The following is an 18,943-nucleotide window of genomic DNA, read 5'->3' as shown; positions in this document are numbered from 1 at the left end:
CTGCTGCCCTTTGCCTGTGAACTGCAAAGAATCGCCATGTTTGGTAATGAATGAGGGCGAAAGTTGTCATAAATCAATTCCTCTCAAGCTGCCGAACCGACCCGTCCGCGACTATTGAGATGGGTCAATATTCCACTGCACCCCGGGTGTTACCTTGGCGACATCAAAGATTTTGAACGCCTTAAAGGGCATTCCACGTTGTTAAGGAATACTGACCATGAAAAAGTCACTGCTCTCTGCTTCTGCACTTATCGCTGCCGCCGTACTTGCTTCTTCTGCTCAGGCTCACGAAAAAGGTGACATTCTGGTGCGTGCCGGGGTAGCCACCGTTGTTCCTCATGAAAGCAGTGACGACGTGCTGGGTCTGGGTGAGTTTCGTATCAACAACGATACCCAGCTGGGTCTGACCTTCACCTACATGCTGACTGACAACTGGGGTGTGGAGCTGGTTGCCGCATCACCGTTCAAACACAACATCGGCCTGAAAGCGACCGGCGATATCGCCAGTGCCAAACACCTGCCACCCACTCTGCTGGGCCAGTACTACTTCGGTCAGGCTGACAGCAAAGTGCGTCCCTATGTGGGGCTGGGTGTGAACTACACCTTCTTCTTTGACGAAGAGTTCAACCAGACTGGCAAAAATGCCGGCCTGAGCAATCTGGATCTGGACAGCTCCGTCGGTCTGGCGGCTGAGGCGGGTGTGGATGTCATGGTTACCGACAAGTGGTTTGCCAACGCTGCCGTATGGTGGATGGATATCGATACCAAGGCGAACTTCGACGTTGCAGGGGGCGGCCATCAGAGCATTGATACTTCCATCGACCCCATCGTGTTCATGCTGGGTGTGGGTTACAAGTTCTGATACTTCAACCGCTCTCATGAGTTAGACCACCGCCGGGCGACATCACGTCTCTCCGCAGCCCGGCGGTGCTTTTCTGAATACGTCTCAGAGCAGCGTGACCCTTCCCCTTGTTACGCTGCCTTTGTTCCTCTTCTGTCTCTCTTCCTGCTGATTTGCTGAAATTCTCCTTACGCAGTGCTCTTTGCCGGGATTTCTGGCTATGCTCAGGCGCTGTGTGATCAGCACGCCGTGCATCGACAGGGCGCCAGTAGCAAGGATCCTCTACCCGTGGCAGACAAACAGTTCGATATTCCATTGCAGCAGGCCATGACACTGCTGGAGCAGGGCCAGACCGCACAGGCTGAAGCCCTGTTGCAGGCGCTGGCACAGCAGCATCCCGATCAGTTGCAATTGCGTCTCCATCTGGCGCAGGTGGCGCTGAAGTCAGGGAAAGGCGCGGCCCACATCGACGTACTGCAGGAGGTCGCTGCTTCGCACCCTCATATTGCAGATGGCTTCTTCATTCTGGGGCAGTGCCTGCAGCAGGCCGGGCGGTTGCCAGAGGCGGTGTTGGCGTTTTATCAGGCGTTACAAAGCCGCTGGGTTGGGCATGAGCCGCTTGAGCAGGCACCGGCCCTGACACAGCAGGAGAGCCAGCTTACAGCCGAAACCGGGCAGGATGGAGAGATTGCCCTCAGGTTACTCTGGCAGGTACTGGCACAGTTACGTCAGGCAGGTATGGCCGCCTTTCCCATGGCTGGCAGCCTGCTTGGACTGGAGCGTGAGGGTAAGCTGCTGGCTAACGATGTCGATGTCGATATCGGTGTCGACTGGCAGCAGATGAGCCAGGTTATCGAGCTGTTAAAAGGGCAGGGGTGGCACGAGGTAGACCGCTCCTATGATCTGATCAATCCACGTTGTCTGGTGCATCCTTCCGGGGTGGCCATGGACTTGTGCGGCTTTGCGACCGACGAGAATGGCGGGGTGATTTCCGGCCTGTGGATGAAGGATGTCCCGTTTCACTGGAATCGCATTACGCGCTTCCCGGCCATTACCCTGACCGCCAGAGAGTCACCCGGCGGTACCATCAGTTATCCCAGTGCTCCCGAGCAGATTTTGACTGCTATGTACGGCGAAGGCTGGCGTCAGCCCGACCGCCATTTCGATACCATCATCTGTGCCCATAACCTGCAGGGCTTCTCCTGGCTGACACGCTGCTATGCCTATGGCCGCCTCTATAACTACTGGACGCTGAACAAGGCCGAGAAGTGCCAGCGTTTGCTGCAGACGCTGGTGGAGAAACAGCCGAACGATCCCTTGCTGCGCCGCCTGTTTACCCATTTCACTGCGCAACTGACTGAACCGCACCGCGTGCTGGCGCTTGGGTGCTTCGACATGCTGCATATCGGCCACATGAATTACCTGCGTTACGCCAGAGCTCAGGGCAGCAGCCTGATCGTCGGCGTGGCGCCGGATGCCATCTGTTTCAGCAACAAAGGTTATCGCCCGGTGCAAACCGACGACGAGCGCATGGCTTTTATTCGCACGCTGGAGTTTGTTGATGAGGTGATGCTCGTTCAACAACCGATGGCCAGCGGTGAGCCCGCAGCCGCATGGATCAACAGTCTGCAGGTGAAGACCGTGGTGTGCGGAGGGGAGTGGCAGGGTTCTGAACGCTGGAACCGGCTGGAGCAATTTCTGAGTAGTTACGGCATCAACGTGATCTATGCTCCGCCAACACCGGGGGTGTCCAGCACCTTGTTGAAACAGCGGGTAAAAGAACAGCAGTAGGGGGAGACGGCTGATAACTGGGCCGACCCCATGCCGCTTGTGAAATAGGGGCAGGGGGAGAGGAGCATCTCAACCAGCGAGCGCAGCAATCGCTCGCTGTAAGTTGGCTCTGGCCTGCGCTTCAAAGCGCTGCCGCAGCGCTGGAGTCAGATAAATTACCGGGCGCTGCAGAAACTGCTGCAATACTTTCGCTCGCCCAACGCGGTAGGTTGCCTCATCCACCCAGGCATATTCACCACGGATGGCCTGATCATACTGATCAAACACCTCAGCACTGGCACCGAGAATGCTCAGATCAATATCCAGCATCAGCGCGGTATCGGCATCGTCAGCGGCGTCATGCCCGGCGGTAGCGCGAATCATCTTGGTCACGCGTTGAATCACTGAGTCATCACCGTGATGTTCACGCAAAAAACGCTCGGCCCAGCACGCACTTTGCTCCTCGTTATCGGCTTGATGAGTGTCGTAAATGGCATCGTGAAACCAGATTGCCAGCGCTACTTCATCCGGCCTGCTCGCCAGTGATCTGACGGCATCCAGCAGCTTCAGGCAGGCATGAATATGCTGCTGGCTGTGATAGTGACGATGAGGCTCTGTGTAGCGGTGCAGCAGCTGACCATAGAGTGATGCACTGTCCGCAGCGAGGTGCATACGCTGCAGCAGCGTGGCCAGTGAGGCTTCGGTGAAGCTGTAATCCGGTAGGGAGTTGTGCATTGTGTACTCACACTGATGTTTTCTGTCTTGCCGATAGACTGATTGCCGCTGTCAAACATAGATCAGCAATGGCCGCTTGCACAGAGTTCAGGCACACTATGCCCCCACACCCATGCTCCGGCGTACACAGGCAGTCCCATGTTCAGAAGCGAAGATTTCCCCAATGATGAAAACGGCGATGTATTGCGCAGAATGCGCGACAGCGGGGATAACTTCGCCCTACCCAGAGATTTTGAATTCACCGTGGTGTTTGCCACCCGTGAAGCGGTGCAGGCCTTCGGTGACCACTTTGCCCAGCTAGGGTATGAGGTGGTGGCCAATGAAAGTGGCCATGTGCCGGAACTGCCCTGGGACGTCACTGTCGTCACCCATATGTTGCCCACCCATGCCGCCATCACCGCGTTCGAGGCCGAATTGCAGCGTGTGGCGACTCCGCTCGGTGGACGTAATGATGGCTGGGGCTGCTTCGAGCAGTAACCTGTCGTTCTGGTCGCTGTTTAAAAACAAAACCGGCTGCAGTGATGCAGCCGGTTTTGTTTATGGGCAGTCATGCAACAGCGCAGGCGCCTTACATATGGCCGTTTTCCTCATAACGCTGATGCCAGCTCAGTGCCTCGCCCAGCAGGTGTGGGGTATGCATACCGCGACCGCTGGCACAGGCACGCTCAAAGTAATCCATCAAGCGCTCACGGTACGCCGGGTGGGCGCAGTTCTGAATGATCTTGTGGGCACGCTGACGGGGTGACAGTCCACGCAGATCCGCCAGACCCTGCTCGGTGACGATGATCTTGACGTCATGCTCGGTGTGATCGACATGGGACACCATCGGCACAATGGCTGAAATGCTGCCGTTCTTGGCAGTCGAGGGCGTTACGAAGATCGACAGATAGCCGTTGCGGGCGAAATCCCCTGAACCACCGATACCATTCATCATCCGGCTGCCCATGATATGGGTGGAGTTGACGTTGCCGTAGATGTCTGCCTCGATCAGGCCATTCATGGCAATTACCCCCAGACGGCGGGCCAGCTCAGGATGGTTGCTGATGTCCTGCTGGCGCAGGATGATGCGCTCACGGTAGAAGTCGATATTGTTGTTCAGCTCTTCAATGGCGACCGGGCTCAGGGAGAATGCCGTTGCCGAGGCCACGCCGAGGGTGCCGGATTTGAGCATCTTCAGCATGCCGTCCTGAATCACCTCGGTGAAGGCGGTCAGGTTTTTGTAGGGGCCGGCATCCAGCCCTTCCAGCACAGCGTTGGGAATGTTGCCGACACCGGACTGGATCGGCAGCAGTTCTTTGGGCAGGCGACCAGCGGCAATCTCACGCTCGAAGAACTCCAGAATGTGTCCGGCAATACGCCTGGAAACCTCATCGGGCGGCGTGAAGGGGCTGTTGCGATCCGCCGCGCTGGTTTCCACTACCCCGATAACCTTGTCCAGCGGACAGTGCAGATACTGCTCGCCGATACGGTCAGCCGGGCTGGTGATCATGATCGGTTTACGATGGGGAGGGAGCGCGGTGCCGTAATAGATGTCGTGCATGCCTTCGAGCTTGGCATTCTGCTTGTCGTTCACTTCGATGATGATCTTGTCTGCCTGCTCGATCCATGTCTTGTTGTTGCCGACGGCAGAGGAGGGGATCAGACGACCATCTTCCAGTATGCCTGCCACCTCAATCACGGCCAGATCCAGCTTGCCGAGAAAACCAGCCCAAGCGTACTGAGATACCTCAGACAGGTGAATATCGATATAGTCCATGCGGCCATCGTTGATGCGCTGGCGGCAGATGGGGTCGGACTGGAACGGCAGACGCATTTCAATGCCGTCCACTTCTGCCAGCACACCATCCAGCTCGGGAGCGGTGGAAGCACCGGTCCAGATGCTGATGCGGAACTTTTCGCCCTGCCCATTGAGGTCACGAATACGATGGGCAAGGGCAGTCGGAATAGCTTTGGGATACCCGGCTCCGGTAAATCCACTCATTCCCACTACGGCACCATTGGGAATCAGAGCTGCAGCCGCTTCGGCGCTCATCAGGCGCTGCAGAAGCTCAGGATTACGGATGCGAGAAGACGCTGACATGAGAGGCACTCCGTCGTTTGCAGACAGTCCATTTATTGGAAAGTAGTTGTTCGGGAAGTTATTTTTCGGAAAACTCACACGCCTGAGCGTGTGTGGAATGGCTGCCATTGTAGGGACTTGGCCGGCGCTGCCGCCTCCTTCTTTCGTAGTAAAAAGCGGCAATCTACAAATTGTTCCTTGATTGCTACAACCCGATGCCAGACGGGGAGCGCCTCAGCCATCAGGGACATGGTTATACGAACGCTTTATTTTTCAGAGTTCGGTAAAGGTGTCAGAGGATGACTGATATAGCGCTTGGTAATTGGCTGGAACATTACCAGACTGATCTGCCGGAAAGCCTGTGCAGTCGGGATATGGACAGCATTTCAGGTTTTTTGCTGAAGGTTGGAACCTGCATGTTTAAAAGCGCGTAATAAATCAGTGAATGGCAATTCGTTACTTTGGAGGAGTGTTATTAAATGGATTTTTTCAGGTTCACTTTTAACTGGAATTGCTGCTTTTTAGCGATATTCTGGTTTTTGGTGGAGGTCGCTATTGCCCGTTATATCCATGATCAGTTTATTCGGCCTTTTATTGGCGATGTGCTGGTCATCGTATTGCTGTTTTATATAGCCAAAACCTTTCTGGCCCTGCGTGATCGGACGCTGGTTATTGGCGCAGTGCTGTTTGCTTATGCCATCGAAGCCGGCCAGTACTTTCATCTGGTGTCACTGCTGGGGCTGGAGCATTACCGGCTGGCGCGCATCGTCATCGGCTCCACCTTTGATGTGATGGACTTGCTGGCCTACACCCTCGGCGGAGCATTGATTCTGCTGGTGCGAAGGAGCAGGGCAACGGATATGACGTTGCCCTGAGCCGCTCCATGAAGTCCGGCCAGTGAATTACGACGCGGCGCGCATGGCTTCCTTGTACTGCAGAATATCCTGCTGGCTTTTGATCATCCTGGTCAGCAGCTCATTCATTTTGTTTTTCAGCGGATGATCATCAACGGCGTGAATGGCTTTCTGCATTTCCACCAGCGTGCGCTCTTCCGCTTCTTCCAGTTGTTCAACCAGCACGTAATTGCTTTTGGCCGGATCAAGAAAGGCGACTTTCAGATCGGCATACCATTCGGTCAGTTTGCCTTCCAGGGTGTGCTTGTGTTTCAGCGGTCTACCCATGCGTTTTTCGTATTCCGGGGACAATACGTTTTCTACTTCTTCGCGCAAGGTGGCCTGATCGAGAAAAAGAGCGCGTAAATCCCGCTCTGTCACTTCCTTGGCCGCATGGGTATAGAACCGTTTGCCGTCTTCGCAGGCGGCAACAAAACGCGAAATAGCCTGGGCATCGTTCTCAGTAAGGGTCTTGTCTAGCATGATGAGTCTCTCCTGACGTATCTCCCGCACGGGAGTCATGGACTGTCATTATGGTTATCGACTGCCACTGGCTTCCTGCCACCTGATCACGGCATATCCTCCCGATATTGCCGTCCAGCTATGTCTACATGTAGCCCTGCCACAGGACTTTTTACAGGGCAGAAGTGAGCGCACTGAAAGAGTCTTTCTAATCCCAGCGATTACCACCGTGTGACAGCGCAGCCCAGCGTGTCAGCGGATGCTTCTGCAGATACTACGCCTGTGCCGTTAGCAGACGATGATCTGGATCAGGCCAGAGAAACCTCAATACCGCACCGATCAGCACCCGGAGGTGCTTTGCAAAATGGCATCCCGACGCCATCAGACTAATCTGAGATAAATGATGTCATCTGTTCACCGCCGTGAAGTGCGTGAGCATGTTCCAGGCCGCAGGAGCACGTTAATGGATACCGGGGCGCCCTCCCTCCATGCTGATACCCATCAGGTCTTCAACGTGGCCAGTCATCTGACTGACTACAACCTTTACACCAGTGATCATGCCCTGCAGCAGGCAGTCAGTGCGCTGGCAGCGCGGCCGGATCATCATCAGCTGAAACTGTTCGGCGCCGAGTCGGGCTCAGCGACGATGATCAGCCATGGCTTTCTCGCCAATGAGCACAGGCCGGTATTTCACAGCCATGACCGCTTTGGTCACCGGGTTGATCAGGTGGAGTATCACCCCTCCTATCACGCACTGATGCAGCAGGCGATCAGCCATGAGCTGCATGCACTGCCGTGGAAGCACGCAACGGCAGGAGCACACATTCAGCGCGCCGCGATGATCTATATGCAGGCGCAGGTGGAGGCGGGGCATGGCTGTCCGATCACCATGACCTTTGCTTCGGTGCCTGTATTGCAAAAAGAGCCTCTTATTGCGGAGCACTGGCTACCAAAAATCCTGTCGAATCAATACGACCCGCGCGACCTGCCGCTCACCAGTAAACAGGGAGCCACCATTGGCATGGCCATGACGGAAAAGCAGGGCGGGTCGGATGTGCGCGCCAACACCACCCATGCGGTGCCGGTCTATGGCGGCTACGAGCTGGTGGGGCACAAGTTCTTTATGTCGGCACCGATGTGCGACGGCTTTCTGGTGCTGGCGCAAACCGGCTCGGGGTTGTCCTGCTTTCTGGTGCCGCGCTGGCGCCCGGACGGCAGTAAGAACCAGCTCTTTATTCAGCGCCTGAAGAGCAAGATGGGTAATGTCTCCAATGCTTCCAGCGAGGTGGAGTTTCGCGGTGCTTTTGGCTGGCTGGTGGGCGAAGAGGGCAGAGGGGTCAATACCATTCTGGAGATGGTCGCCCTGACCCGCTTTGACTGCGCGACGGCGTCTGCAGGAGGGATGCGTCAGGCGGTGGTGCAGGCGCTGCACCACTGCGGGCAGCGCATTGCCTTTGGAGAACTGCTGATCAGACAGCCGCTGATGCAGAATGTGCTGGCCGACCTGCTGATCGAGAGCGAAGCGGCCATGTTGCTGGCCATGCGACTGGCACAGGTGCTGGAACAAAGCCGCGACAACGCAGAAGCCCGCGCCCTGTTCCGTATTGGCACTGCCATTGGCAAGTTCTGGAACTGCAAGCAGGTGGCAGCCCATGCGGTGGAGGCTATGGAATGCATCGGTGGCAGTGGTGTGATGGAGGATTCCATCATGCCGCGTCTGTATCGCGAGGCCCCGGTTAACGCTATCTGGGAAGGCAGCGGCAATGTGCAGTGTCTTGACGTGCTGCGCACCATGCAGAAAGCGCCGGCAGCGCTGGAGGCACTGCTAGACGAGCTGCGCCTGACCGAGGGGATGGACCCACATTACGATGAAGCCCTGACCCGTCTGCATGCACAGTTGCAGCATCAGGATAATCTGCCCTACCGGGCGCGGATGCTGGTGGAACAGATGGCACGCCTGTGGCAGGCCAGCCTGCTGCTCCGCTATGGCGACAAGAGCGTGACCGAAGGCTATCTGCTGTCACGCCTGAATGGTGAATGCCATACCCAATATGGCACCTTGCCAGAAGGGGTGGATGTGCAGGCCATTATTCAGCGTGGCAAGGTATAGGTGCGTGCTCACGATCTGCTGCGCGTCTGTGCAGGTCTCTGGTTTGACATCGACTAAATGAGCAGCCATAGTTTTGGCCCTGTCGAAACCGGACCCGGCTGTACGATACCGGGCTGTTTCGGTCAGCTGAACTACTTTGCTCAAGCATACAAGGACGCTGTAGCGACCAATGACTGGTCGTTGTCTTTCAACGGAAAGAAAGGAAAGCATACGTGTCTACGTCCCTCGCTCAATCCCCCAATTTATTGCGTGCCCCCAAAGTCGTCGCCATCGCTCAGGACAAGTACCTGAAGCCGACATACCCCTTTCCCGATACCTATGCGCTGCCGGCAGGCTACGTGCCACGCTATGGTCAGGACATCACCTATGGCTTTAAAGGCACGGTAACAACCCCGTCCATGTGCCTGCCCGGTAATGCTGTTTCCGGTGGACGTACCGTGGGCGTCAAGGAAAGTGATCTGATTCCTCAGGTGCGGGAACTGCTGGATGAGTTTGCCAGCAATGATCAGTCGGGCATGGCCAGACGACTGGTGGAAGACTTCCTCACCGGGAAGGATTCCGTGCGCATCTTCGCCGACGCGGCACTGAATACTGCGCTGGCACAACATAGCAACATCAGTTACTTCTGCGACGCGGCGGTATCGGCCCCCAATTCGGCTCATCGCTCAGCCGGAAAAGTGCGTATCCATCAGGCGCTGAAGAGCGCCGGTTGGGACATCAACCAGATGAAAACCCTGACGGATCTGGCGGTGCCTGCCGTCAATCTCGGTAACAAGGTGCTGGGCACGGGCGACTTCGGCAACGGGCTGGGGCTGATGATCAATGGCTTCCAGTACGCCTATGTGATTGCTACTGACTATCGTATATCGACCGAAGAACAGCGCTATCAGATGAAGCTCAAGTACGTCTTTTACGATGTCTTTGGTCTGGATGATGATGATCTGGTCGAGTTCGGTGCCTCCAGCAGTTACAACCTGTCTGATGCAGCCAAGGGCATTACCGCCTGGTGGCAACTGCAGCATCAGTTCGGCTATGCGCCGCTGGTGACTCGGGGTGTGGTTGAGCGCACGGTTATCGCGCCAACCAGCTGACGGATAACGCTGCCTGACACTTTTTGGTATGGAGTAACAATAATGAAGATGGCCTCTGCATTGTCATATGCCCTGAGCCTGCTGGTGCTGCTGATACTGGCCTTTGGCTACAGCCAGTACGCCTATTTCACTGGTGGTCCGGATGGTTACGTCACCGACTACGCAGCTGCCGTGCGCAGCCTGTATTACTACTTTGCCGTGCCCGGCCTGCTGCTGATGGGATACAGCCTGATGCTGGGACGAGCGGCCAGACAACGGCCCGTAACTATTCGCCTGCTCGTCGCGGTGCTGGTCTGCATTGCGCTGGTGTTGGCCTTCGCCATGCTGGACAGCCAGTATTACGGCGCGCTTGACCACGGTCAGGGTGGCTGAGGATTGCAAAGAGGAAAGAAAACGGGCTGGTGCACAACCAGCCCGTTTTTGTTTATGGCGCCGGTGTTATTGCAGGGTGGCCATATCCACCACGAAGCGATATGTCACATCGCCTTTCTCCAACCGTGCAAAGGCTTCGTTAATCTGCCCGGCGGAGATCAGTTCGATATCCGCCGTGATGTTGTGCTCAGCACAGAATGCCAGCATTAGAGGAGAATAGACGGTGATACCGGCATACAGCAGGGGAACCGCCGCCGAAGAGCAAACGAGGGAAGCCTCGGTTTTCCCGGCGGGCTGGGGTGGTTTTACGTTGGCTCATATCACGCCGCCCACGCCTTTGAACTTCTCCACAAAGGCCGCGATTTTCTGGAATACGGTTTGCTTTTTGGTCAGGTACTGCGGGTTTAACGGGCTCATTCTGGGCAGCACTGCGTTTAGTTCTGTACCGCTGTCGCTGGCAAACTCCCGCTTGAGTGAAGTAGTGATATAGCGCCTTGCCGCCTCGGCGTTGAGGCTTTCGGCGCTGATCAGTTCTTGTGCTTCACGCTGCTGCTCGGCTTGGGCAAAGGTAAAGAAGGCGTCTATCACGCTGGCCTTGTCACCGATCTGGTCCAGATCGGTCTGGTTGATGAAGTCCACCACCAGACTTTCTTTCGCGCGGTTGCCAAGACTTGCGCGGATCACCCGCCGCACTTCATCCACCAGTTCCGACTTGCTCCTGGTCTTCTTGTTGTGCTCGAAGATCAGTTCAAGGATGTAATCCAGATTGATTTCCTGCGATTTGAGCAGGTCTACCTCAAAGACTACGTCATCCCAGTCGATGGTGGATTTTTCCTTCTCAGCCCCCGCTTTTTCACGACGCAGCCAATCGCGCACGTCGTTGTAAGTAGAGCGGTAGTCCTGAATTTTCCGTTCGGCGGGGAGCGTGATGGCTTGCAGTGCGGTCAGGTCGTCATCGCTCAGATAGTGGGTGGCCTTGAACGCTTCCACTGCCGCAGGGTCATTAATATCCACGTCCTGCAGCGCTTTCAGGCTGGCGAACTCGTCATAGTTCTGCAGCACGTTCTCAACGCGCAAATATTCGCCGAACAGCTTGGCGAAGGCCTTCTTGTCGGCCTCCTTTTCAATGGCCGCTGGGTCAGGGAAGCGAGTTTCCAGTTCCTTCACCACCTCCACAAAGCCACGCCGTGCCACGCCGGTAGTTGCATCGGTGAAGCCTTCCATGTACTCCGTGTAGCTCTTCTCCAGCACCACGTTCTTGGTGTTCTTGTCACCGAACAGGGTGATGGCGTCGATGGTTGCCTGCTCCAGGTCGCGGAAGGTGACGATGTTGCCGAAGGTCTTGGTGGCATCGAAGATACGGTTGGTGCGCGAATAGGCCTGCATCAACCCGTGGAAGCGCAGGTTCTTGTCGACAAACAACGTGTTGAGCGTGGGTGCATCAAAGCCGGTCAGGAACATGCCCACCACGATCAGCAGGTCAATCTCCCTGGCCTTCACCTGTTTGGCCAGATCGCGGTAGTAGTTCTGGAAGCCGTTGCTGTCCACGCTGAAGTTGGTCTTGAAGAGCGCGTTGTAGTCGGCAATGGCCGCGCTCAGGAACTCCTTGGCGCTGCTGTTCATGGCCGAGGCATCAAAGCTCTCGTCCTGAATGTCGCCAATGGCGTCCTGCTCCTCATTGGCCGCGAACGAGAAGATGGTGGCCACCTTCAGAGGCTTGTCGCTGCCCTTTTGTAATTCCCGGAAGCACTCGTAATACAGCCTGGCAGCATCCACACTGCTGACCGCAAACATGGCGTTAAAGCCCCCACTGCCACGAGAGCTGCCCGCATGCAGGCGGTGGGTTTTCTGCCGGAAGTTGTTCAGGATGTACTGGGTGATCTCGCGGATACGATCCGGGTGCAGCAGCGCCTGCCTGTTCTCTGCCGCACTCAGCTTCTTCTCGTCCTGCTCGGTCTCGATGGCTTTGAACTGCGGGCGAACATCGTTGTAGTCCACCTTGAACTTCAACACTTTCTCGTCACGGATCGCATCGGTGATCACATACGAGTGCAGCTCACGGCCAAACACGCTGGCCGTGGTTTCGGCGCCCAAAGCGTTCTCCGGGAAGATGGGCGGCCGGTGAAACCGAACTGGCAGAACTTCCTGAATTTCTTCTTCAGGTTCTTCTGGGCTTCACCAAACTGGCTGCGGTGGCACTCGTCGAAGATGAACACCACCTGCTTGCCGTAGATGGGCAAGTCCGCCTCGCTCTTCATCAGGTTGTTGAGCTTCTGGATGGTGGTGACGACGATTTTGTTGTCGTCCTTTTCCAGATTGCGCTTCAGGCCTGCCGTACTGTCCGAGCCATTCACGCTATCCTGCGAGAAACGCTGGTATTCCTTCATGGTCTGGTAGTCCAGATCCTTGCGGTCTACCACGAAAAACACCTTGTCGATGAAGTCTAGCTCCGTGGCCAGGCGCGCCGCCTTGAAGCTGGTCAGGGTCTTACCCGAACCGGTGGTGTGCCAGATATAGCCACCGCTTTCGGTGGTGCTCCAGTTTTTGGCCTGATGGCTGCTCTTGATCTTCCACAGAATGCGCTCCGTGGCGGCAATCTGGTATGGGCGCATCACCAGCAGCGCGTTGCTCACATCAAACACCGAGTAGTGCAGCAGCACATTGAGCAGGGTGTGCTTCTGGAAGAAGGTGGCCGTGAAGTCCTTCAGGTCTTTGATCAGGCTGTTGTCCGACTTCGCCCAGTTCATGGTGAAGTCGAAACTGTTCTTGTTGCGCTGAGTGGTGTTGGCAAAGTAGCGGCTGTCGGTGCCGTTGGAGATCACAAACAGCTGCAAATACTTGAACAGAGAATGCTCGCTATTGAAGCTCTCCTTGCTGTAGCGATGCACCTGATTAAACGCCTCGCGGATGGCCACGCCGCGCTTTTTCAGCTCCACCTGCACCAACGGCAGGCCATTGACCAGAATCGTCACGTCATAGCGGTTGGCATGACTACCTGTCTGCTCAAACTGCTTGATCAGCTGCACCTTGTTGCGGGTGATGTTCTTCTTGTCGAACAGGTAGATGTTCTGGATACGCCTGTCGTCAAAGACAAAGTCGTGGATGTAGTTGTCGTGAACCTTGCGGGTCTTCTCGACGATGCCATCGCTGGGCTTGTCGAGCCAGGTCTCGACAAAGCGCGACCACTCGCCATTGGTGAACGACACCGAGTTGAGCGCTTGCAGTTGGGTGCGTACATTGGCCAGCAAGTCGGCAGGCGTCTTGATGGCAGCCGCCAATTCATAGCCTTGGTTGACCAGATCCTGGATCAGTTCGCGCTCCAGATCACTTTCGCTCCAATCCACCCAAGTTAAGCCTCAACATGTCTTTTGAATCAAATGCTTACGTGGCTTTCCGCGGTCCTTTGGTCGGGGTTTAGAGGTGCCCGGTCGTCGGGGAAATGTACAGCGCGCTATCTGTTTTGTCGCTTCCGCTAACCGCTGCATGGCTTTCACGCATCCGGTCAGTACCACGGGCAAAATATCTCTCAACGCCATGTGACCGTAAGCACGGTTGGTCGCCTGATCAACACCGACCCGATGTTGCCGTTCTGCGAACATCACCACGACCCTTTCCAGATTGTCACAGACGATCTTGGCGGCAAAATCCTGCATGACCGCTCGTTGGGACAACCCCGATACCTGCTCTATCTGCAGCCGGTGCTTTAACCGTTTGAACGCCTCTTCAATACGCCAGCGTTGATGGTACAGCGACATAAAGACGCTGGCCGGAAAGCGCTGACGATCCATCAGGTTCGTCATCACCACATGGACCTTCCCCTTTGGCGTTCGATATTTGACCAGCCGCACGGGCTGAGGGGTGGGCAGGCATTCATACGAGGCGGCGTCCTGCTGGCTGGGAGCGGGCAACATCACGTCCTGATCTTTCAGACCGGAGGACATGAACTCCCTGACACAGCGATAGCCCAGCGCATCGACCCGCATGCAGAACGGGATCCCTCGCTGGTTTAATGCCGCCACCAGCCAGCGGCAGGGGTAACCGCGATCCAGCAACAGCAGGTCATCCGCGCGCAGACGGTCCAGATGCTCAAACAGCATCTGCCGTTCACCCACCTGGGGGGAGTATAGCGTGGCGGCTAGCATCATCTCGGCCTCGACCAGATAGAGGCCAAAGGCCAGCTGCTGTGGGCGGGCCGCACGTGATCGGTGGCAGGCCCGTACCGCCAGATTCAGGTGCGAGGCATCCGCCGCAACCAGACGCAGGCCGCGCCAGCGCGGTATCAAAGAGTGGCTTTCCAGCAGCGCCAGCAGGTGATCATTGAGTGCGGTAAAGGCGGAGTGAGACAGTTTGGTGCGCGCCTGGGCGAAGGCCTGTTCTGACACGCAATGAGAGAGGCCGGGCTGATGCTGGCAGGAGGCAAAGAACTGATCCAGTTCCACCTGCACGCGTTTACTCATGGAGCGCAACATGCAGGCAACCAGTGAGGTCAGTGGCAATTTGCGTTGCCGTGAGAAGCCATTGGGGTGATCAGGGTGACGCGCCTTTTGTGCGAACGCATCAGAGTGCAGAAAGGTCATAAATCGCTGAAGCAGAGCAGAAAGAGACATGGGAACACAGCCGCAGAGGAGTGAGTTCCCTATTGGTCGCCGTCCGACACAGGAGATAAAAAGCAGGTTAGTCGGACGGCGACCTCGCAAAATCAGCGACAGGTCAATGATTTATATTGGTTTTTTCATTAACTTGGGTGGATTGACTTTCGCTCTGGTAGCTCTCGGCGGGTTTCCATTCACGGGCGTACTTGTCCAGAACGATGAAATTCCTCGATTCGGCAATGGTTTTGTAGTCGCTCATGGTTTTGCTCACTGCGTTCTAATTCTCATCCGCCCAATTTGTCCCGCAGGCTGTGGGGCAAATTCAGCTTCTCTGCGCACTTTCTTTGCGCACCGGTCAGGTGCGGCTCATACAAAACTGCGCTTGAACTTTTCGTGGTTATCGATATTGCTTTGCAAATCCATGGCATCCCAGATTTGCAGTTCCCACGGGAAGTAAAAATTGCTTTTATTCTTGAAGTAAACATGCAGGCCGCGATAGCCTGCTTTGTCCCGCATATACCAATTCTTCAGCCCCAGTTCATCCTGCCAATCGTCCAACACATCCATCAAAGCACGAATGTCGTCCGCACCGAGAATGATGCGGGCGCCAAAAATATCATTGAGCCAGTTGTTGACCGGGTATTGGTCTTCGCGGCCGGCGAAGCGTTCGATCTTGTCGTCAATGCTCTCGCGGGTTTTAACGCGGTAAAAGTATTTGATGTCGATACTGGCCGTCATCAAATAATCATTGATGCACTCATGCAGGGTCAGGCGGTACTTGTAAATATGAGGTACCGGCACATGATGGATCGTTCTGGAAAGATTGATTTTCTCTATCTTCCCGGTCTCAAAATAATCGCTTGAAAAATCACGGTGCAGCCGGTTGATTTCGCTCACCAATTGCCGGGTTTGGTCAATGGGGTTCATGCGGCCACCTCTTGTGGTTTAGGAAATTTCAACAGCAAATCGCGGTAATACGCGTATTGCTTCTGGCGCAGTTCGATTTCTCGGGGCAAGCCTTCGGTGATGGAATTTGTTAGGGCGTCGAATTTGTCGAGGATGGCGACGATGCGGATTTGCTCTTCGAGAGGAGGGAAAGGTAGCTTCAATTGCTCGAACGTGCCGAGGTTGATATTGCTTTGAGCACTGCTTTTCTCCTTCCCCTTTTCTTCCAGCTTGGTCTTGAATGATTGAAGAAGGTATTCAACGTACCCCGAGCTGGTCTTGTTTGAGTCAGCCACAAATCCAATCACACTATCGGGAAAGCAGGCATCAAAGCCCAATATTGATGTTTCAGCAATGTTGGCCGCAATCGTGATGCACAGCGTTCCTTTGGGCCACAGCTTACTTTGCTTCAGGCCGCGCTCGCTGTACGTTTGGTTGAATTCCGTGATGACGTGAGACGCGCTTCTGATGTCACCAGTTTGAATAAACGGCACGTCGCCACCATACAGGCTCTCATCATTCCGCGGACGATGCTTTGATTTTCCGCGCCCAAAATCAATCGCCATTTCGGGCAACGTCTTCCACTCCACATCTCCATCCTCAAAACTCAACAACTGATCACGATAGTAGTTATATTGTTTTTTGCGGGCAGTAAGCTCGGCGGTCAGCTCGGCGGTCAGCTCGGCGGTCAGCTCAGTGAAGGTGTCCAGGGTGCGGACGATTTCAGCTTGAATTTCAAGCGATCTATTTGGATTTTCTGGGCAGGGAATGGGGAGTAGTAAATCCTTCAAATTGCTTGCATTCAATGCAGGAATGCCGTCATACGTGCAAAGTGCTTGGATTTCAGGTTGCAATTTGAGCAGTAGGTGATAAAGGAATCTTGTGCTGACAAGCTTCGGATCTTTGATCGTAACCGAATAGTTCAAATTCCCTCGGAAATATTTCCCAGGCTGCCATGTTACTGAGCCAACCCCTGCACCTCGTGACGTAATGCCAATTGGATCATTGTCAGTGTTCCATTCATCAATAAATCCGAGTGGCTCTCGTCCACTATTAATTACGGGGTACTCGCCTGGGTTTGCAGAGATCATTTGTTTATTAACTGCTTGGCCAGTCTTGATTGACGTGACTTCCCCTAACGTCCTCCACTCTACCGATACCCCATCCAGCAGCCTGTCTAAGAAATTCACATCGTTCATGCCCCCAGCTCCTCGCCGTCAATCTCCGCGACGATGGCATCAAGTTCTTTGCGCAGCTGGTCAATCCGTGTAACCGTGGTTTTCAGCTCGGCATTGAGTTGGGCAATGTTCACCACCTCGCGGTTGTCCTTGGCATCAACGTAGCTACTGACGGACAGGTTGTATTCCTTGGCCACCACATCCTCAAACGGCACCGACCTGGCAAAGTGATCGACGTTTTCCTTGCTGTCGAACACGGCCATGATCTGTTCGATATGCGCATCCAGCAGCACGTTGTTATTGGTTTCTTTCTTGAACAGGCTGCTGGCGTCAATGAACTGGGTGGTGGTGTCTTTTTTGTTCTTGGCCAGCACCAGAATATTCACGGCGATTGTGGTGCCGAAGAACAGGTTGGGCGCCAGCGAGATCACCGTTTCCACGTAGTTGTTATCCACCAGATACTGGCGGATTTTCTGCTCGGCCCCGCCCCGGTAGAAGATGCCGGGGAAGCATACAATCGCGGCGCGGCCCTTGCTGGAGAGATAACTCAGCGCGTGCAGCACAAAGGCGAAGTCGGCCTTGGACTTGGGCGCCAGCACGCCCGCCGGAGCAAAGCGGTCGTCATTGATCAGTGTGGGGTCGTCGGAGCCTATCCATTTCACCGAATACGGCGGGTTGGAGACGATGGCGTCAAACGGTTTGTCGTCGCCAAAGTGCGGTTCGCGCAGGGTGTCGCCAAGCTGGATGTTGAACTTATCGTAGTTGATGTTATGCAGGAACATATTCATCCGCGCCAGGTTATACGTGGTGTGGTTGAGTTCCTGCCCGAAGAAGCCGTCTTCAATGATGTGCTCATCAAAGTGCTTTCTGGCCTGCAACAGCAGCGAACCCGAGCCGCAGGCCGGGTCATAAATCTTGTTGACGCTGGTTTGCTTGTGCATCGCCAGCCGGGCGATCAGCCTGGAGACATGCTGCGGGGTGAAGAACTCACCGCCGGATTTGCCCGCGTTGGCGGCATAGTTGGAGATGAGGAATTCGTAGGCATCGCCGAACAGGTCGATGTGGCTGGCGTCACTCTTTTCATAAAAAGCATGGCCAAAGTCCAGCTCGGCCACGCCTTTGAGCACAGCCGCCAGGCGGCTGTTCTTGTCCTTGACGGTGTTGCCGAGGCGATTGCTGGTGGTGTCGAAGTCGGCAAACAGGCCCTTGATGTCGTGCTCGGAAGGGTAGCCGTTGGCTGAGCTTTCAATGGCGGCAAAGATGTTGGCCAGATCGGTATTCAGGCGCTCGTTGGTGTTGGCCTTGGCAGCGACTTTGGCAAACAGCTGGCTGGGGTAGATGAAATAGCCCTTGGTCTTGATGGCGTCGTCTTTGATGTCCGCTGTGATGACGCTGTCTGGCAGCTCGGCATAGTTGACGCTGTCGTCACCGCCTTCGATGTAGGTCGCAAAGTTTTCGCTGATAAAGCGGTAGAACAACGTGCCGAGCACGTACTGCTTGAAATCCCAACCATCGACGGCACCGCGGACATCGTTAGCGATTTGCCAGATCTGGCGTTGCAGGGCGGCGCGTTGTTGGATGCTGGTCATGCTTGGTTTCCTGTTGCGTCTTTCATTTTGTCTTCATCCGCGCCACCGGCGCGCACCCATTCATCCACTTCCGATACCTGAAACTTCCACAACCGCCCCACGCGGTGTGCGGGCAGGTGTTTGCGGTCGATCCAGCGGTAGATCGAGTCGCGTGTCACGCCCAGATGCTCGGCGATCTGATCTACGGACACCCATGGTTCAGCAGTCATGGCAGCGCTCAGGTAGTAGGGGTGAGGGTAGTAATAAGTCGGTTTAAATCGTAAAGGTTGCAATTTATCAGGTTGATGGGCGGCAGACGAGGTTTCG

Annotated in this window: 20 protein-coding genes; 8 read left to right on the top strand and 12 right to left on the bottom strand. The window is 55.4% G+C overall.

The features are described 5' to 3' along the window. Positions 1-217: 217 nt before the first annotated feature. Entirely contained in the window at positions 218-862 is a 645-nt protein-coding gene (gene ompW / locus QCD60_RS27235) for an outer membrane protein OmpW (protein ID WP_279790176.1), read from the top strand. A 267-nt stretch (positions 863-1,129) separates the two neighbouring features. Beyond that, positions 1,130-2,632, top strand: a complete 1,503-nt coding sequence (locus QCD60_RS27230; RefSeq protein WP_279790174.1) for an adenylyltransferase/cytidyltransferase family protein — start codon at positions 1,130-1,132, stop codon at positions 2,630-2,632. A gap of 69 nt (positions 2,633-2,701) precedes the next feature. On the opposite strand, the gene QCD60_RS27225 is transcribed toward QCD60_RS27230, so the two are convergent. Beyond that, positions 2,702-3,346, bottom strand: a complete 645-nt coding sequence (locus QCD60_RS27225) for a hypothetical protein (RefSeq protein WP_279790171.1) — start codon at positions 3,344-3,346, stop codon at positions 2,702-2,704. Between the two features lie 138 nt (positions 3,347-3,484). Here QCD60_RS27225 and QCD60_RS27220 point away from each other — a divergent pair, with 138 nt between their 5' ends. Then, complete coding sequence (locus tag QCD60_RS27220; protein WP_279790169.1) at positions 3,485-3,823, top strand: ribonuclease E inhibitor RraB; 339 nt, start codon at positions 3,485-3,487, stop codon at positions 3,821-3,823. A 91-nt stretch (positions 3,824-3,914) separates the two neighbouring features. Here QCD60_RS27220 and QCD60_RS27215 read toward each other — a convergent pair whose 3' ends face one another. Continuing rightward, positions 3,915-5,426: an acetyl-CoA hydrolase/transferase family protein gene (locus QCD60_RS27215; RefSeq protein WP_279790167.1), complete on the bottom strand. Its 1,512-nt coding sequence runs from the start codon at positions 5,424-5,426 to the stop codon at positions 3,915-3,917. Between the two features lie 278 nt (positions 5,427-5,704). On the opposite strand from QCD60_RS27215, the gene QCD60_RS27210 reads away from it, so the two are divergent. Next, on the top strand, positions 5,705-5,839 hold the full coding sequence (locus QCD60_RS27210) for a hypothetical protein (protein ID WP_279790165.1): 135 nt from the start codon (positions 5,705-5,707) through the stop codon (positions 5,837-5,839). A 45-nt stretch (positions 5,840-5,884) separates the two neighbouring features. After that, positions 5,885-6,280, top strand: a complete 396-nt coding sequence (locus tag QCD60_RS27205; RefSeq protein ID WP_279790163.1) for a DUF2809 domain-containing protein — start codon at positions 5,885-5,887, stop codon at positions 6,278-6,280. 27 nt (positions 6,281-6,307) lie between these two features. On the opposite strand, the gene QCD60_RS27200 is transcribed toward QCD60_RS27205, so the two are convergent. Beyond that, positions 6,308-6,781, bottom strand: coding sequence for a DUF2383 domain-containing protein (locus QCD60_RS27200; protein WP_279790161.1), 474 nt, complete (start codon positions 6,779-6,781; stop codon positions 6,308-6,310). Positions 6,782-7,223: 442 nt separating this feature from the next. Here QCD60_RS27200 and QCD60_RS27195 point away from each other — a divergent pair, with 442 nt between their 5' ends. The 3 genes from QCD60_RS27195 (at position 7,224) to QCD60_RS27185 (ending at position 10,333) form a co-directional block, all read left to right on the top strand. Further along, entirely contained in the window at positions 7,224-8,870 is a 1,647-nt protein-coding gene (locus tag QCD60_RS27195; RefSeq protein ID WP_279790159.1) for an acyl-CoA dehydrogenase family protein, read from the top strand. 212 nt (positions 8,871-9,082) lie between these two features. Next, positions 9,083-9,961, top strand: coding sequence for a hypothetical protein (locus tag QCD60_RS27190; protein WP_279790157.1), 879 nt, complete (start codon positions 9,083-9,085; stop codon positions 9,959-9,961). A gap of 42 nt (positions 9,962-10,003) precedes the next feature. Then, positions 10,004-10,333, top strand: coding sequence for a hypothetical protein (locus tag QCD60_RS27185; RefSeq protein WP_279790155.1), 330 nt, complete (start codon positions 10,004-10,006; stop codon positions 10,331-10,333). A gap of 66 nt (positions 10,334-10,399) precedes the next feature. Here the strand turns inward: QCD60_RS27185 and QCD60_RS27180 are convergent, their stop codons facing one another. The 9 genes from QCD60_RS27180 to QCD60_RS27140 form a co-directional block, all read right to left on the bottom strand. Further along, a complete protein-coding gene (locus QCD60_RS27180) occupies positions 10,400-10,540 on the bottom strand; it encodes a hypothetical protein (RefSeq protein ID WP_347950266.1) in 141 nt (46 codons plus the stop codon). Between the two features lie 108 nt (positions 10,541-10,648). After that, a complete protein-coding gene (locus tag QCD60_RS27175; RefSeq protein ID WP_279790153.1) occupies positions 10,649-12,427 on the bottom strand; it encodes a hypothetical protein in 1,779 nt (592 codons plus the stop codon). Then, positions 12,373-13,677 (bottom strand): HsdR family type I site-specific deoxyribonuclease, encoded by a 1,305-nt coding sequence (locus QCD60_RS27170; RefSeq protein ID WP_279790151.1) that lies wholly within the window; start codon positions 13,675-13,677, stop codon positions 12,373-12,375. The genes QCD60_RS27175 and QCD60_RS27170 overlap by 55 nt, the downstream gene beginning before the upstream one ends. A 12-nt stretch (positions 13,678-13,689) precedes the next feature. Next, positions 13,690-14,940, bottom strand: coding sequence for an IS4 family transposase (locus QCD60_RS27165; protein WP_279782765.1), 1,251 nt, complete (start codon positions 14,938-14,940; stop codon positions 13,690-13,692). Between the two features lie 103 nt (positions 14,941-15,043). Then, positions 15,044-15,184: a hypothetical protein gene (locus QCD60_RS27160; RefSeq protein ID WP_279790149.1), complete on the bottom strand. Its 141-nt coding sequence runs from the start codon at positions 15,182-15,184 to the stop codon at positions 15,044-15,046. 107 nt (positions 15,185-15,291) lie between these two features. Then, on the bottom strand, positions 15,292-15,852 hold the full coding sequence (locus QCD60_RS27155) for a hypothetical protein (protein ID WP_279790147.1): 561 nt from the start codon (positions 15,850-15,852) through the stop codon (positions 15,292-15,294). After that, positions 15,849-17,069: a restriction endonuclease subunit S gene (locus QCD60_RS27150; RefSeq protein ID WP_279790144.1), complete on the bottom strand. Its 1,221-nt coding sequence runs from the start codon at positions 17,067-17,069 to the stop codon at positions 15,849-15,851. Before QCD60_RS27150 ends, QCD60_RS27155 begins: the two co-directional genes overlap by 4 nt. After that, positions 17,066-18,637 carry a type I restriction-modification system subunit M gene (locus QCD60_RS27145; RefSeq protein WP_279790142.1) on the bottom strand — a complete coding sequence of 524 codons (1,572 nt, stop codon included), beginning with the start codon at positions 18,635-18,637 and terminating at the stop codon, positions 17,066-17,068. Before QCD60_RS27145 ends, QCD60_RS27150 begins: the two co-directional genes overlap by 4 nt. Continuing rightward, positions 18,634-18,846 (bottom strand): helix-turn-helix domain-containing protein, encoded by a 213-nt coding sequence (locus QCD60_RS27140; protein WP_279790140.1) that lies wholly within the window; start codon positions 18,844-18,846, stop codon positions 18,634-18,636. Before QCD60_RS27140 ends, QCD60_RS27145 begins: the two co-directional genes overlap by 4 nt. Positions 18,847-18,943: the final 97 nt, after the last annotated feature.

The sequence above is a fragment of the Pokkaliibacter sp. MBI-7 genome (assembly GCF_029846635.1).
In the GTDB taxonomy this organism is placed as follows: Bacteria; Pseudomonadota; Gammaproteobacteria; order Pseudomonadales; family Balneatricaceae; genus Pokkaliibacter.
This window is presented reverse-complemented; position numbering and strand designations above follow the sequence as displayed.